The sequence below is a fragment of the Stenotrophomonas sp. CASM110 genome (assembly GCF_049384345.1).
GTDB classification, from domain to species: Bacteria; Pseudomonadota; Gammaproteobacteria; order Xanthomonadales; family Xanthomonadaceae; genus Stenotrophomonas; species Stenotrophomonas muris.
The window spans coordinates 24,015-38,208 of record NZ_JBMRGI010000005.1 but is presented as its reverse complement, the minus strand read 5'-3'; the positions used below and the strand labels follow the sequence as shown (position 1 = coordinate 38,208).

Genomic DNA, 14,194 nt, shown 5'->3' with positions numbered 1-14,194 from the left:
AGTCCATGTCCAAGCTGCGCCGTCCCACCCTGGCGCTGGCCATTGTTGCCAGCCTGTCCCTGGCCGCCTGTGACCGCCCGGCCGACCCGGCCGTCGGTGCCACCGCGCCGGCCGATGCCGCCCCCGCTGCGGCCAAGCCGATGCTGGGCAGTTTCGGCTTCGATGCCAGCGGCATGGACCGCAGCATCGCCGCCGGCGACGACTTCTTCGGCTTCGCCAACGGCACCTGGGTGAAGAACACCGAGATTCCGGCCGACCGCTCGCGCTTCGGCAGCTTCAATGTCATTGCCGAGAAGACCCTGGCCGACACCCGCGCCATCCTGGAAGGGGCCGCCGGCAACACCCAAGCCAGCGGCGACGACAAGCTGATCGGCGACTACTACGCCGCCTACATGGACGAAGCCGGCATCGAGCAGCACGGTCTGGCGCCGGTGCAGCCGCAGCTGAAGGCCATCGATGCGATCGCCGACAAGGCCGGGCTGGCCCGCGCACTCGGCGGCGACCTGCGCGCCGACGTCGACCTGCTCAACGCCACCAACTTCTACACCGACCGCCTGTTCGGCCTGTGGGTGTCGGTGGACATGCTGCAGCCGGATCGCACCGCGCCGTACCTGGTGCAGGGCGGCCTGGGCATGCCCGACCGCGATTTCTACCTGGGCGATGGCCGCATGGCCGAACTGCGCAAGCAGTACCAGGCCTACATCGCACAGATGCTGCAGCTGGCCGGCGTCGCCGACCCGGCCGGCAAGGCGCAGCGCATCCTCGCGCTGGAAACGAAGATCGCGCAAGCACATGCCACCCAGGAAGAAACCAACGACGTGACCAAGGGCGCCAACCCCTGGACCCAGGCCGACTTCAATGCGAAGGCGCCGGGCCTGGACTGGAACGCCTTCCTCGATGCGGCGGCGCTGGGCAACCAGCAGGACTTCATCGTGTGGCAGCCCAAGGCCGTGGCCGGCCTGTCCAGGCTGGTCGCCACCGAGCCGCTGGACGCCTGGAAGGACTACCTGGCGTTCCACGCGCTGGACCGTGCCGCCGCCTACCTGCCGAAGAAGTTCGCCGATGCCCGCTTCGCCTTCCATGGCACCGCGCTGAGCGGCACGCCGCAGCAGAGCGACCGCTGGAAGCGCGCGGTGGACGATGCCAACCATGCCGTCGGCGAAGCGATCGGCAAGCGCTACGTCGAAAAGCACTTCGACGCCAGGACCAAGGAGCGTGCGGACGAGATGGCGAAGAACATCATCGCCGCTTTTGCCAAGCGCATCGACGCGCTGTCGTGGATGTCGCCGCAGACCAAGGCGCATGCCAAGGCCAAGGTCACGGGCCTGACCGTGGGCATGGGCTATCCGGAGAAGTGGCGCGACTACACCGGCCTGGAGATCCGCCGTGATGACCCGCTGGGCAATGCACAGCGCGCCGAGCTGTTCGAGTACCAGCGCAACATCGCCAAGCTGGGCAAGCCGGTCGACCACAGCGAGTGGGCGATGCTGCCGCAGACCATCAATGCGATGAACGTGCCGCTGGAGAACCGCCTGGTGTTCCCGGCCGCGATCCTGCAGCCGCCGTTCTTCGACGGCGCTGCCGATGACGCGGTGAACTACGGTGCGATCGGTGCGGTGATCGGCCACGAGATCAGCCACGGCTTCGACAACGCCGGCGCGCTGTTCGACGAGACCGGCAAGCTGCACAACTGGTGGACCGCCGAGGACCTGAAGCAGTTCAACGCCGCCGGTGATGCGCTGGCCGCGCAGTTCAGCAGCTACGAGCCGTTCCCCGGCGTGCACGTGAACGGCAAGCTGACCCTGGGCGAGAACATCGCCGACGTGGCTGGCCTGGGTACCGCCTACGATGCCTACCAGCTGTCGCTGCAGGGCAAGCCGGGCCAGACCCTGGAAGGCTTCAGCCCGGACCAGCGCTTCTTCCTCGGCTTCGCCCAGGCGTGGCGCAGCAAGAGCCGCGAGCAGGCGCTGCGCAATTCGCTGCTGACCGATGTGCATGCCCCGGGCCAGTTCCGCGCATTGACCGTGCGCAACATCGACGCCTGGTACCCGGCGTTCGAAGTGAAGGAAGGCCAGAAGCTGTACCTGGCCCCGGACAAGCGGGTCAAGGTGTGGTGATGTAACCGGAACGGGCGCCGCAAGGCGCCCGTTTCATTTCCGGGTAGCGGCCAACCTTCGTCGGCGCATACTCCGCTCTGGTGGGTGCCGACCTTGGTCGGCACATACTTTGCTCTGGTGGGTGCCGACCTTGGTCGGCACGGGCTAGGAATCCACGCATGGCGTGGATCTACCTGCGGGTGATGGCAGCCATCAGCAGGGCACTCCCAGCCAACACCGCCGCAGCCCACAGATTCGCATGCAGGCCCACGCCATCCAGCAGGCGGCCACCACCCCACGCACCCATTGCGATGCCGATGTTGAATACCGCCACATACAACGCGGTGGCGATCTCCACGGCCTGCGGCACCGCCTTCATCATCCAGCTCATCAGGCCCACCGATACACCGCCATAGGCCAGACCCCACAGCAGCAGCACTGCAATACCTGCGGAGGGCGCATTTCCCACCCACAGGAACAGCAGAGGCGTCAGCAGCAGGCCCGAGGCTATCGCCAGCAGCGTGCCCCATGGATGGCGCGCAGCCAGCGGCCCGGCGATGAAGTTGCCGGCGATGCCAGCCAGGCCGTACCCAAACAGCAGTGCACCTATCCACGATGCATCCACGCCCGATACGGACGTCAGCAGCGGCCGCACGTACGTGAAGGCGATGAAGTGCCCGGACACCAGCAGCCCGGTCAGCCACAGGCCACGCCGCAGGTTGCGCTGGCCAAGCTGCTGCACGAACTGTCGCGGCCGCACCGATGTGCTGACCGGCAACGCGGGAACCACCCGCAGATGCAGCAGCATCACCGCCGCACTGAACAACGTCATCGCCACGAACGCGCTGCGCCAGCCCAATGCATCCCCGATCAGCGCGCCCAACGGAACGCCGAGCACCGAAGCTGCGGCCACGCCCCCGAAGATGATCGAGGTGGCCAGACCGATGCGCTGCGCAGGTACCAGGCGCGCTGCCAGCCCACCGGCAATGGTCCAGATGCCGCCCATGCAGAACCCCACCAGCACACGCGCGGCCAACAGCCAGCCGATGCCAGGTGCCAGCGCCGACGCAAGGTTGGCGACCAGCAGCAGGCCCAACAGCGCACACAGGATGCGGCGACGATCGATGCCACCGGCTGCGATCACCGCAAGCGGGGCGAACACTGCCGCCATCAGGGCGGGCAGTGAGATCATCAGGCCGGCGGTGCCGGTGGACGCGCCGAGATCTTCGGCGATGGGAGTCAGCAGGCCGACCGGCAGCATTTCGGTGGTGACCACCGAGAACGTGGCGAGGCCGACGGCGGAGACCGCCCACCACGGATGGCGGGGCACAGACGCGGCATGCGCAGGCGATGAAGCGCTCACGGGATGATTCCTTCAGGAGATGTGGACGCGGCAGACGGGCGCAGCGCACGTTGCACGAGCAAGGCGAACAGCAGCACGCCACCGCCTGCCGCCAGCGCAACCACAAAACCGCTGCGCACGCCCGCCGCATCGACGCTCTGTCCAGACAGCGCCGCGCCCAGCGCCACGCCGATGTTGAGGCCGGCCAGCAGCCACGTCATGCCTTCGGTCAGGCGTGCTTCGGGCACGCGTTGTTCAACCAGCGACATCGCCACGATCATCGTCGGCGCGAAGAACACCCCGGCCAGCAGTACCGCAGCGGCCAGTGCCGGCAGACTGCCGACCCACAGCAGCGGCAACGTGGTCAATGCGGTGGCCGCTGCTCCGGCCAGCAACAGGCGCGGCAGCGGCATCGGCAGCTTCAGGGCACCAAACAGCAGCCCCGCCGCGCAGCTGCCCAGCGCGTAGGCCGACAGCACCCAGCTGGCAGCTAGTGGCTGTCCGCGCAGCTCGGCCAATGCCACGCTGGTGATGTCGACGGTGCCGACGATCACGCCCATCGCCAGCATCAGCAACGCCAGCAGGCGGATCTCCGGTTGCCGCAGCAGCGAGTGCGAGGATGTTGCACCTTCGTAGTGCTGTATCGGCGGCTCGGTGCCCCGCTGCAGCACCAGTGCGGCGACGCCGGCCACCAGCAGCAGGGCGGCCGCCAGTACGCCAGCCTGTGGCCATACCGCCACCGACAATCCGACGGACAACGGTGGCCCGGCGATGAAGGTCACCTCGTCGAACACGGTCTCCAGCGAATACGCGGTCTGCAGCTGTGGTCGTCCGCGATGGGTCGCGGTCCAGCGCGCTCGCACCATCGCCGACACGCTGGGCATGCAGCCGGCCAGCATCGCCGCAACGAACAGCGTCCAGTCCGGCGCGGCCAGCAGCGTGCACGCGAGCAGCAACAGCAGACCGGACGCACTGGCCGCAGTGGCCCATGGCAATACCCTGCCCTGCCCGCGCCGGTCGACCCAGCGCGACACCTGCGGCGACAGCAACGCATAGGTCAGCACGAAGGTGGCCGACACCGCACCGGCCAGTGCATAGCTGCCGCGCAGCTGGGACAGCAAGGTAATGATGCCGATACCGGTCATCGGCAGCGGCAGGCGTGCCAGCAGCCCGGCCAGGGCGAGGCCGGCGGTGCCGGGGGTCGCGAACAGGTCGCGATAGGGGGTGGCCATCAGGTTCTCCAAGGCAGCGACTTGCTTGGCGCACGGGGCGCCATGACAATACATACGGGGCGTATGAATAAGAGGCTACATTCATACGCGCCGTATGTAAATAATCATGCACTGCGTATGTAAGGAGCTCTGAATGGTTCGCCGCACCCGCGCCGAGATGGAAGAAACCCGCGCCACCCTCCTGGCCACCGCCCGCCGGGTGTTCAGCGAGCATGGCTATGCCGCCACCTCGATGGACGACCTGACCGCCCAGGCCGGGCTGACCCGCGGCGCGCTGTACCACCACTTCGGCGACAAGAAGGGTCTGCTGGCGGCTGTCGTCGCCCAGCTCGATGCCGAGACCGACCAGCGCCTGCAGGCGATCAGTGATGCCGCCGACGATGCCTGGGAGGGCTTCGCGCAGCGTTGCCGCGCGTACCTGGAGATGGCGCTGGAACCGGAGATCCAGCGCATCGTGCTGCGCGACGCGCGCGCGGTGCTCGGTGGCGCCTCACCGGAATCGCAGCGCCACTGCGTGCATTCGATGCAGCACCTGATCGAACATCTGGTTGCCCAGGGCGTGGTGGCGCCGGTGAATGCGCAGGCGCTGGCGTCGCTGATCTATGGCAGCCTGGCCGAGGCCGCGTTCTGGATCGCCGAGGGCGAGGATGGCGACGTGCGCCTGCGGCAGGCGACGGCGGCGCTGGAGATGCTGTTGCGCGGGTTGAAGTCGGCGGGGTAAGGCCCATCCACGCATGGTGTGGATCTACTGCGGCTCCTGCGGCACCGCGCGCAACGCGTGCCAACCAAGGTTGGCACCTACCGGGGAACGGTGGGCCACTCGCGCAGCACCGACACCGGCACGCCCATGCGCGCACAGGCGCGGCTGGCCAGGCCATCGGGCAACGCACGGCGAAACAGCGGCGCCATGCCCTGCACCAGTGTCGCCGACGCGGCGGCCTGCGCGCGCTGACGGCCACTGCGTTCAAGCATGCCTTCGGCCCAGTCCGGCAGCAGTGCCGCGCCTGCACCCAGGAACACTTCGCGCGACAGCCCCGGCACCGGTACCGGCAGGCGCACGCCGGACAGCACCTCCAGCACCTCGCGCGAGCGCTCGTCGACGCGCAGCTCCGGCTGCCGCGCACAGAAGTACGCCGCCACTTCCGCTTCGCTGCGCGGCACGTCCACCGCACCCAGTGCCTCGGCCACGCAGCGGTACTCATCGTAGTAACGGTCGGCGATGTGTGCCGGCACCTCCCGTCCGTACCGGCGGAAGCCCTGAAGGAACCCGAACGCCTCGGTCACATGCACCCAGGTCAGCAGCTGCGGATCATCGGCGGCGTAGGGTTCGCCCTGTGCGGTCTGGCCGCGGATCCGTGCATGGATGCGGCGCACCTTGGCCACCAGCGCCTCCACCTCGCCGGTGGGCGCATAGCTGGTACCGGCAACGAACGCGGTGGTGCGACGCAGGCGACCCACCAGGTCCTGGCGGAAATTGGAGTGATCGTAGACCCCGGCCAGCGCGCGCGGATGCAGGGTCTGCAGCATCAGCGCGCACAGGCCACCGGCCAGCATCGAGGGGAACTCGGCGTGCAGGCGCCAGGTCACGCTGTCGGGTCCAAACCAACCCGGGTCACCCAGCGGCTGGTCGTAATCGATGCCGCTCTGGCCACGGGGGAAGGCCTCCAGCACCCAGCGCCGGATCGGCGCGGTGACGGGGCGGGAGAGTCGCTGCAGCAGAGCCGGCATCACAGGTCCAAGAAAGACGGAAGAACAGTCGCATCTTGCGCGGTTGGCTCCGATTCTCGGCGATCACGACCGCGGCGGCGAGTCTTCGTACTCAGCCACGGTTTCATGTGCGGCCGCAGCACATTTCACCCTGCGACATCCTGTCGCAGGCAGCGCCCTCGATGCTGCGATGCAACAACATTCACCGATTCAGGCAAAGCCCTTGCGCAGCTTGGCATTGCGCCCATTGCACGGCTCGCTGGAAGTGCTAGAACTGGAACCGCCACACCGTCCAATGCTGATCGACGCACGTTCCACAAGGAGCCAGCCATGATTGCTTTGTTCAAGGGTTTGGGAATTCTGCTTCGCGACAACGAGCTCTACAGCAGCCCGTTCGACAAACAGGTCGCGCATTGGCGCAATCTCAGCGAGCAGCAGATCCGCGATGAAGTCGCGGTGCTGGCCCAGGCCAAGTGCCAATGGCTGATCGCCTCGATCGTCGGCTGGCAGGCAGCCTCGCTGCTGATTCTTGGCCTGATCGCCAACTACCTCTGGCGCGACGACTTCCATATCACGTTCACCCGCGTGGTAGTCGTGTTCGGCTCGTGGGTGTCGATCCTGTTCGTGATCTGGTTCATGGCCAACATGTTCGATCAGCAGGCCGGTTTCGAGCGCTGGATGAAGGCGTTCAACAGTCGCGCACGCATCAGCTCCAAGGCCGACAGCGTCGAGCACGTGGCCGAGGCACTGGACCTGGCCGAGCATTACCCGGAAGTGCTCGATTACAAGCAGGCGGTCACCGCCAAGCGCGAGCTGCGCCACGAGGACATCCGCATCATGACCGAGATCGGGCGCATGAAGCAGCACTCCGAACTGGTCGGCCGCCTCAACCACGTGGGCGAGAACGAGCACCACCACGACCTGACACTACAGCCTGCCTACTGACCCTTCAGGGAAGCGGGGGGAGCCACAATGCCACCGTGATCACTCACGGTGGCATTGTTCTTTCCGATCCTCGCTGACGCACTGGGCGAAGCCCTTCGGCAGGCCCCTGAACTCCCGGGTCGTGCCGGCCGCCAACGCGAACGACCGTATCGGCGCTTTCGCACAGGCGGCATCAGGACGACAGGCCGGGTCCAGCACCAGGTAATGGCACTGGCCGCTGCGGCTGGCCATGCACTCGAAACGCGCCACGCCGTCCACTACCGTGCGCTTGCTGTACAGCGTGTCCACGCCATTGGCAGTGGTGCGGGTGATCGCGGTTTCAGTGGACTTCCGGCAACCGGCAAGCGCCAATGCGGCGAGGCCGACAAGCAGGAAAAAACGCATGCAATGCTCCTGGCGGCGGAGACTGCGTCGCGGCTACATGCCGCGGAACAGGCTCATGAACGGTTGGCTGACCACCAGCGTCTCCGTGCGCCCGCGCAGGCGCAGCACGCCGCGCCCGGTGTCGTCGCGGCTCACCGCTGCCACCGCCTTCATGTTGACGATGGTGGAGCGGTGGATCTGGCGGAAGTGCTGCGGGTCGAGCACTTCAAGCAGTTCACGTAACGGTGTGCGCAGCAGGCTTTCGCCGGCAGCGGTGACCACGGTGGTGTACTTGTTGTCGGCGCGGAAGTAGGCCACATCTTCCAGCATGATCAGTTGCGTCTCGCGGCCGTTGCTGGCGGTGATCCAGGCCAGTGGCGGGCGCTCCGCTGCGCCCTGCGACGGGCCCAGCCGCTGCAGCAGGCGCTCCAGCACGGCATCGTCCTGTCGCGTTGATGGCAGCCGCGACAGGATGCGCTCGCGGGTGGCCAGCAGGCGCTCGTCGCTGACCGGCTTCAACAGGTAGTCCATCGCGCCCTGCTCGAACGCATCGATGGCGTACTGGTCGTAGGCGGTGACGAATACCACCTGGGTGCGCGGGCTCAGCTCGGACAGCGAGCGCGCGACCTCGATGCCGCTGATGCCGGGCATGCGGATGTCGAGGAACGCGATGTCCGGCCGCGTCTCGGCCAGCTGCTCCAGCGCGCTGGCACCGTCCTCGCACTCGGCCACCAGCTTCAGCTCCGGCCACAGCCGGCCCAGCTGTTCCACCAGTGACTGCCGCAGCAGTTCTTCGTCTTCGGCGATCAGGGCTTCAAGCGGCATGGCTGCGCTCCTTGTGCGACTGCGGCAGGGTCATGGTCGCGGCCACGCCGCTGGGGAAGTTGGCAACGATCGCCACGCCGGCCTGCTCGCCGCAGGTCAGGCGCAGGCGCTCGCGCAGATTCTTCAGGCCGATGCCGGTACCGCTGGTGCCCTGGCCGAAGCCAAGCCCATCGTCGGCCACGGTCACGGTCACGTGGTCATCGAAGCCGCGCGCCAGTATCCAGATCGTGCCACCGCCGGGCTTGGGTTCCAGGCCGTGCTTGATCGCGTTCTCCACCAGCGTCTGCAGTGCCATCGCCGGCAGGTGCACGCCGTGCAGTTCGTTGGGTACCTGCATTTCCACCGCCAGCCGTGCGCCCATGCGGATGCGCAGGATTTCCAGGTACGCGCGGGTGCGGTCCAGCTCCACGCCCAGCGTGGATACCGATTCGTCCACCTGCGGCAACGAGCTGCGCAGGTATTGAATGAGGTGGCCGAGCATCTGTTCGGCACGCGCCGGATCGGTGCGGGTCAGTACCTGCGCGTTGGCCAGCGTGTTGTAGAGGAAGTGCGGTTCCACCTGCGCATGCAACAGGTTCAAGCGTGCCACCGACAGTTCCTTTTCCACCTGGGTCTGTTCGGCCGCAGCCTGTTCGTCGCGGCGCTGGTCGGCGACGCGGCGGCTGATCGCACGGGTGACTGCTTCGGCGTTCTCGTAGTTGCTGCCTTCGTCCAGCGCCAGCAGGTCGGCCCACCAGCCGGCATCGGGTTCGAACAGCAGGGTGACGGTGCTGGTGCCCTGCCCCGGCGTGACCGTGGCCAGCACGCTGTTGCGCTTGATCGCCAGCCGCGCCGGCAGGTTCCAGCGCGAGGGCTGGCGGCCGTTCCAGAGGTCGACCCGGCGCACATAGGCGCGCACCTGCAGGCTGCCGGCCGAGCTTTCCACGTCTTCGACGCGCGGTAGTTCGGAAATCGCCGCCTCCACCACCGAGAAGGCGTGGCCCGCGTCCATCGGCAGTTCGATCTGGCGGCGCTGGCGGCCGGACAGGGTGGTGGCATCCAGGCGACCGGCCACCAGCCAGACCCGGCGGATGTGGGTGATGGCACTGCCCAGCGCGGAAATGATCAGGAACATCGCCAGCAGCCCGAAGATCCAGCCCGGGCCATCGTTCATGCCACTGAAGATGCCGCTCCAGACCATGCCGGCGACAACCAGCGCGGCAGCCCAGGCCAGCAGGTGGCGGATCAGGAGAGAGAGGCTGGCGAACACGGCGGCGCCTTGAGGAAGGGGGTGAGCCGAGCATAGGGCGGCCCGCCGGGCAAGCAAGCAGGCTGCGACGAAGGCCGGGAAAGTTGGGATGGAAGCCGTTATGGAAACGCCGGGCACGGCCCGGCGTTTCCGGGGGCGGCAATGCCGGCCAGCGGCCGGCACTACCGGACGCCGTTATTTGCGCTGGTCGGCGCTGGCGTCACGCACGGCGCGGAACGCCTCGTCCTTGCTCCAGTTCGGCCAATCGCGGGAATTGGCCAGCTGGTTGCCCAGCGTGTACAGCACTTCCAGGTCGCGCGCGGCACCGGCAAACACCCAGTCCGGCTGCCACTCGTCGCCCTGCTGGTGATAGCGCTTGGCGGTGTAGTCCTCGGAGGCCTTCCTGCCTGCGGCCACGCCACCGTCCACCCAGTCCTGGCCGGCCGACCAGGACAGCGCCGGCACGCCACGCTTGGCGAACGGGAAGTGGTCGGAGCGGAAGAACAGGCCCGCTTCCGGCTTCGGGTCCGGCGTGTAGCGGATATCCCAGCCCTTGGCCACGTCCTTCAGCTGGTCCAGCAGCTCGAAGCGCGCGGCACCGTAGATACCGAAGTCACGCGACGGGCCGAACGGCGCCATGCCGTCCATGTTGATCACGGCCACGGTCTTTTCCAGCGGATACAGCGGATGGGTGGCGTAGTACTCAGAACCCAGCAGGCCCTTTTCCTCGGCGGTGACCGCCAGGAACAGCAGCGAGCGCTGCGGGCGCTTCTCCTTGGCGAAGCCACGGGCCAGCTCGACCAGCGAGGCGGTGCCGCTGGCGTTGTCCAGCGCGCCGTTGAAGATGCGGTCACCGCGCGCGTCCGGCTCGCCCACGCCGATGTGGTCCCAGTGCGCGCTGTAGATGATGGTCTCGTCCGGATGGCGGCTGCCTTCCAGGCGCGCGGCCACGTTGTGAGAGGTGATCACTTCGGTCTTCACCGCGTACTTCGCGTCCAGGCTGGCGCCGGTCAGCGGCACCGGGGTGAAGTCGCGCTGCTGCGCCTTCTTCTTCAGTGCCTCGAAATCCTGCCCGGCCGAGCGGAACAGCTCCACGGCAAGGTCGCGCTGGATCCAGCCTTCCAGCAGCGGGTGGCTTTCTGCCGGGTTGTCACGCACCACGTCGAACATGGTGTTGGTGTTGGAGCCGGCCACGGTGGCCCAGCCATACGACGCCGGTGCGGTCTCGTGCACGATCAGCACGCCCAGCGCACCCTGACGGGCGCCTTCCTCGTACTTGTAGGTCCAACGGCCGTAATAGGTCATGCCCTTGCCGTCGAAATCACCCTGGCCGGTTTCGAAGTCCGGGTCGTTGATCAGCACCACGGCGATCTTGCCCTTCAGGTCCACGCCCTTGAAGTCGTCCCAGTTGCGCTCCGGTGCCTTCACGCCGTAGCCGAGAAACACCAGCGGGGCCTTGCTGATGTCGACGCTGCTGGCGCCGTTCATGGCGGCGCGCACGGCGATCTGCTTGCCCTGCTCCAGCGGCAGGGTCTTGCCGCCCTGGTGCAGCGCCAGCTGCGGTGCGCCGACGATGTCGCCCTTGCGCAGCGGCACGGCCTGGGTCCACAGGCGCTTGCCGTCCTTGAGGTCGCCGCCCGGCTGCAGGCCGGCGTCGGCAAACTGCCTGCTGAGGTAGGCGATGGTCTTTTCTTCGCCGGCGGTGGCCGGCGAGCGGCCTTCGTAGGCGTCGGAGGCCAGTTCCTTGACGTCGGCGGAGATCCGCGCGCCATCGAATTTCGGGGTGGCCGCCATCAGTGCGCTCGACACCGACAGGGCCAGCACGCCCAGTACCACTCGTTTCATTGCTCTCTCCAGCAGGGAAATCCTTCTGGAGTGTAATGGGATTCGCCAGGGCTGCGCCCTGCACCTGCCGAAACAACGGCAACAGCCGAAGCAACAGCAAAAGCTGGTTTCCTGAGGGTAGGCGGGGTCCCACTGCTGTTGGTGGGTGTCGACCTGGGTCGACACGCACGGAAACACGAAAGGGTCAGATCCCTTTCCCGCCGGGAAAGGGATCTGACCCCCTCAGGGTGTTACCAGTTCGGGTCTTCGGCCGGGGCGGCAGCGGGCTTGGGCTTCGGCTTGGCCGCCGGGCGTGCGGCGGCGGCGGGAGCGGCCGAGGCAGTCGCACCTGCGGCGGCGGCCGGCTTGCTGCCCAGCTTCTGGCGCAGTTCGATCTGGCCCGGGCGGAAACCGCCGCGCATCGCGTCGACGCCGTCTTCGATGGTGCCGTACGAGGTCTGTGCGGCCACGCGGTCGATGCGGATGGTGCAGCACGGGTGTTCACTGCGGCCCAGTGAGCGGCCGGTCTGCGGGTCCTTCAGTTCCTCGCCCAGGCGCACGGCCTGCCAGCGCTGGCCGGCCTGCAGGGTTTCGCCACCCTGGCTCAGCACCACCTGGTCACCGTCCACAGAAACCACCGACACCGGGAACAGCGTGGTGACGATGGTGGTACCGATCTGGCCCGACAGCGATTCCATCATCGCCGCGGCCATGTTGCGGCCGTTGACCACGCGGGGCAGGGTGCTCGGGCCGGTCGAGGCCAGCTGGTGGTCGAAGCTGTCGGACATCACCACCTGGCCGGTGGTGGCGTTGATCAGGCGCAGGGTGATGCGGCCGCCACCGGAGTACGAGGTCACCTGGCGGTCGGACATGCGCAGGTTGCGCACGCTGCGCGGGTACTCGAAGCGTTCGATGGTCGGGATCAGGATCAGGTCGGTCGCCAGCTGCTGGCCGACGCGTGCGGTGTCCTGCAGGCGTACGTTGCCGCTGTTGATATGGTCGATCTCGGCCTGCAGTTCGTCGCCGAACTCGCGGTCCAGCACGATGAAGCGCTGGGTCTGGGTCAGCGTGTCGGACAGGCGCGCGCGGATCGCGTCGGCCACTTCATCGGCACTCACGCGGCCATCGCCCACGGCATAGCTGCCGGCCTTGGTGCGCGGCAGCGCGACCACGATCTTCGGCTTGCCCTGCTCGTCCGGTGCACGGTACTGGGCAATCTGTGCACGCACGCGCACCTTCCAGTAGCTGCGCATGCTGCGGTGGGTCACGTCCGAATCGAACGAGCTTGCGCCACGCTTGGCATCGACGCTGACCTTCTCGTCGTAGCTCTCCTTGACGCTGGCCGAGGCTCCGCCGCCCTTTGCCGTGGCCTCACCGGACGCGCTGGCAGAGGCCGAACCCTTGAAGCTCCAGCCTTCGTCGCTGGCGCGCACGCGCGCGATGGTTTCTTCATCCAGCTGCCGCACTTCGTCCTGCGACAGGATTTCATAGCCCGGCACCGCGCCCTGCGAGCCGGCGATCATCTGCTGGGTGAACGCGTCGGCGCGGATATCGCCGACGTGTTCGTCATCCACATCCACATGCAGGCCTGCACGCAGGCTCTGCATCTGGCTGGCCACGCGTACGCCGTTGACCTGCGCCACCGCCGACTGCAACGCCGCCAGCACCGCCAGTTCCGGGGTGCTGCCGATGCCGTCGGCCTCGCGCGCGACCTGGGTGGTGCCGCCGAAATCCGGCGTGCCACGCAGGGGCGCTGCTTCCACTGGCGCATTGCTGGCCAGTGCACTGGTTGCCTTGTCCTTGGCAGGTGCGGGCGCTTCGGCCGGGGTGTCCTGCTTGCCACAGGCTGCAAGCAGCGCGGCAGCCAGGCCCAGGCCGATCAAACGGGAGGTCGTACGCATGGGGATTCGCCTCGGATCAGTTCATCTTGTCCAGCTGGCCCAGCATCGAGTCGGCGTTGGACGGCACCTTGACCTTGCTCTTCTTGGCGAAGGTCACAGCCGACTTGGTCGAACCGTACAGGCCCTGGATGAAGCCCGGCGATTCCTTGGCCACCCATGCACCAGCGGCCAGCTTGCGGCCGACGGTAGCCATCTGGGTGGCGCCCAGGTTCTTCATGCCGGCGGTGAAGTTGCTGGCTTCGCCACCCAGCTTCTGCGCTTCGGCGGCCGACGCCAGCAGCGAGACCAGGCCTTCGGCGTAGTGCTGCTTGGATTCAGCGTTCAGCTCCGGCTGCGCGGCCTGGCGCTCGTCGATCGCGGCCTGGGCGGCTTCGCTGACCGACACCGACTTCTTCATCGCATCGACGCTGACCGAACCCGACGACAGGGCCTGGCGCTCGGCTTCCAGCAGCTGCACCTGCTCGGCCAGGCCGAAGGCACGGGCAAACGAGGTCTGGGCCTGCAGCGAGTGCGACTGCGAGCTGACGAAACGACGCACCAGCGCTTCCTGCGCGGCTTCGTCCGGGGCAGCGGCGCTGGAGGTGCTGCTGGAGGAGCCGGTGGAGCCACCGGCCAGGTCCTTCAGCTTGCCCAGGCCGGCATGGGCCGGCATCGACAGGGTGGCGGCCGCGATGGCCAGCGCAAGAGCGGTATTGCGGATCATGTGAGAGTCCTTTGGAAGAAACGGCCGC

General features: G+C 67.5%; 12 protein-coding genes. 3 read left to right on the top strand and 9 right to left on the bottom strand.

The genetic code is table 11. The features are described from left to right. Positions 1-5: 5 nt before the first annotated feature. Positions 6-2,117: a M13 family metallopeptidase gene (locus VG561_RS05280; protein WP_032959257.1), complete on the top strand. Its 2,112-nt coding sequence runs from the start codon at positions 6-8 to the stop codon at positions 2,115-2,117. Between the two features lie 169 nt (positions 2,118-2,286). Here VG561_RS05280 and VG561_RS05275 read toward each other — a convergent pair whose 3' ends face one another. Beyond that, complete coding sequence (locus tag VG561_RS05275; protein ID WP_423179432.1) at positions 2,287-3,459, bottom strand: MFS transporter; 1,173 nt, start codon at positions 3,457-3,459, stop codon at positions 2,287-2,289. Then, positions 3,456-4,670: an MFS transporter gene (locus VG561_RS05270; protein ID WP_134808466.1), complete on the bottom strand. Its 1,215-nt coding sequence runs from the start codon at positions 4,668-4,670 to the stop codon at positions 3,456-3,458. Before VG561_RS05270 ends, VG561_RS05275 begins: the two co-directional genes overlap by 4 nt. Before the next feature lie 133 nt (positions 4,671-4,803). Here VG561_RS05270 and VG561_RS05265 point away from each other — a divergent pair, with 133 nt between their 5' ends. Continuing rightward, a complete protein-coding gene (locus tag VG561_RS05265; RefSeq protein WP_111205902.1) occupies positions 4,804-5,391 on the top strand; it encodes a TetR/AcrR family transcriptional regulator in 588 nt (195 codons plus the stop codon). A gap of 77 nt (positions 5,392-5,468) precedes the next feature. On the opposite strand, the gene VG561_RS05260 is transcribed toward VG561_RS05265, so the two are convergent. Continuing rightward, positions 5,469-6,398 (bottom strand): oxygenase MpaB family protein, encoded by a 930-nt coding sequence (locus tag VG561_RS05260; protein ID WP_046428605.1) that lies wholly within the window; start codon positions 6,396-6,398, stop codon positions 5,469-5,471. 309 nt (positions 6,399-6,707) lie between these two features. Between VG561_RS05260 and VG561_RS05255 the strand changes: the two genes are divergently transcribed. Beyond that, entirely contained in the window at positions 6,708-7,322 is a 615-nt protein-coding gene (locus VG561_RS05255; protein WP_014645784.1) for a hypothetical protein, read from the top strand. A 39-nt stretch (positions 7,323-7,361) separates the two neighbouring features. On the opposite strand, the gene VG561_RS05250 is transcribed toward VG561_RS05255, so the two are convergent. The 6 genes from VG561_RS05250 to VG561_RS05225 all read right to left on the bottom strand — a co-directional run bounded on the left by VG561_RS05250 (position 7,362) and on the right by VG561_RS05225 (position 14,166). Continuing rightward, a complete protein-coding gene (locus tag VG561_RS05250; RefSeq protein WP_014645783.1) occupies positions 7,362-7,706 on the bottom strand; it encodes a hypothetical protein in 345 nt (114 codons plus the stop codon). Positions 7,707-7,739: 33 nt separating this feature from the next. After that, complete coding sequence (locus VG561_RS05245) at positions 7,740-8,510, bottom strand: LytR/AlgR family response regulator transcription factor (protein ID WP_049441363.1); 771 nt, start codon at positions 8,508-8,510, stop codon at positions 7,740-7,742. Then, positions 8,500-9,759, bottom strand: coding sequence for a sensor histidine kinase (locus tag VG561_RS05240; protein WP_049441365.1), 1,260 nt, complete (start codon positions 9,757-9,759; stop codon positions 8,500-8,502). Before VG561_RS05240 ends, VG561_RS05245 begins: the two co-directional genes overlap by 11 nt. Positions 9,760-9,933: 174 nt before the next feature. Continuing rightward, positions 9,934-11,583 carry a M28 family metallopeptidase gene (locus VG561_RS05235; RefSeq protein ID WP_032959265.1) on the bottom strand — a complete coding sequence of 550 codons (1,650 nt, stop codon included), beginning with the start codon at positions 11,581-11,583 and terminating at the stop codon, positions 9,934-9,936. 230 nt (positions 11,584-11,813) lie between these two features. Next, positions 11,814-13,463, bottom strand: a complete 1,650-nt coding sequence (locus tag VG561_RS05230; RefSeq protein ID WP_423179431.1) for a CsgG/HfaB family protein — start codon at positions 13,461-13,463, stop codon at positions 11,814-11,816. A gap of 16 nt (positions 13,464-13,479) precedes the next feature. After that, on the bottom strand, positions 13,480-14,166 hold the full coding sequence (locus tag VG561_RS05225; protein ID WP_014645778.1) for a hypothetical protein: 687 nt from the start codon (positions 14,164-14,166) through the stop codon (positions 13,480-13,482). Between the last annotated feature and the right edge of the window lie 28 nt (positions 14,167-14,194).

Bases quoted from the DNA above. Each gene is read 5' to 3' on its own strand.
- VG561_RS05280 (WP_032959257.1), top strand. From the start codon at position 6: ATGTCCAAGCTGCGCCGTCCCACCCTGGCGCTGGCCATTGTTGCCAGC.
- VG561_RS05270 (WP_134808466.1), bottom strand. From the start codon at position 4,670: ATGGCCACCCCCTATCGCGACCTGTTCGCGACCCCCGGCACCGCCGGC.
- VG561_RS05265 (WP_111205902.1), top strand. From the start codon at position 4,804: ATGGTTCGCCGCACCCGCGCCGAGATGGAAGAAACCCGCGCCACCCTC.
- VG561_RS05260 (WP_046428605.1), bottom strand. From the start codon at position 6,398: ATGCCGGCTCTGCTGCAGCGACTCTCCCGCCCCGTCACCGCGCCGATC.
- VG561_RS05255 (WP_014645784.1), top strand. From the start codon at position 6,708: ATGATTGCTTTGTTCAAGGGTTTGGGAATTCTGCTTCGCGACAACGAG.
- VG561_RS05250 (WP_014645783.1), bottom strand. From the start codon at position 7,706: ATGCGTTTTTTCCTGCTTGTCGGCCTCGCCGCATTGGCGCTTGCCGGT.
- VG561_RS05245 (WP_049441363.1), bottom strand. From the start codon at position 8,510: ATGCCGCTTGAAGCCCTGATCGCCGAAGACGAAGAACTGCTGCGGCAG.
- VG561_RS05235 (WP_032959265.1), bottom strand. From the start codon at position 11,583: ATGAAACGAGTGGTACTGGGCGTGCTGGCCCTGTCGGTGTCGAGCGCA.
- VG561_RS05230 (WP_423179431.1), bottom strand. From the start codon at position 13,463: ATGCGTACGACCTCCCGTTTGATCGGCCTGGGCCTGGCTGCCGCGCTG.
- VG561_RS05225 (WP_014645778.1), bottom strand. From the start codon at position 14,166: ATGATCCGCAATACCGCTCTTGCGCTGGCCATCGCGGCCGCCACCCTG.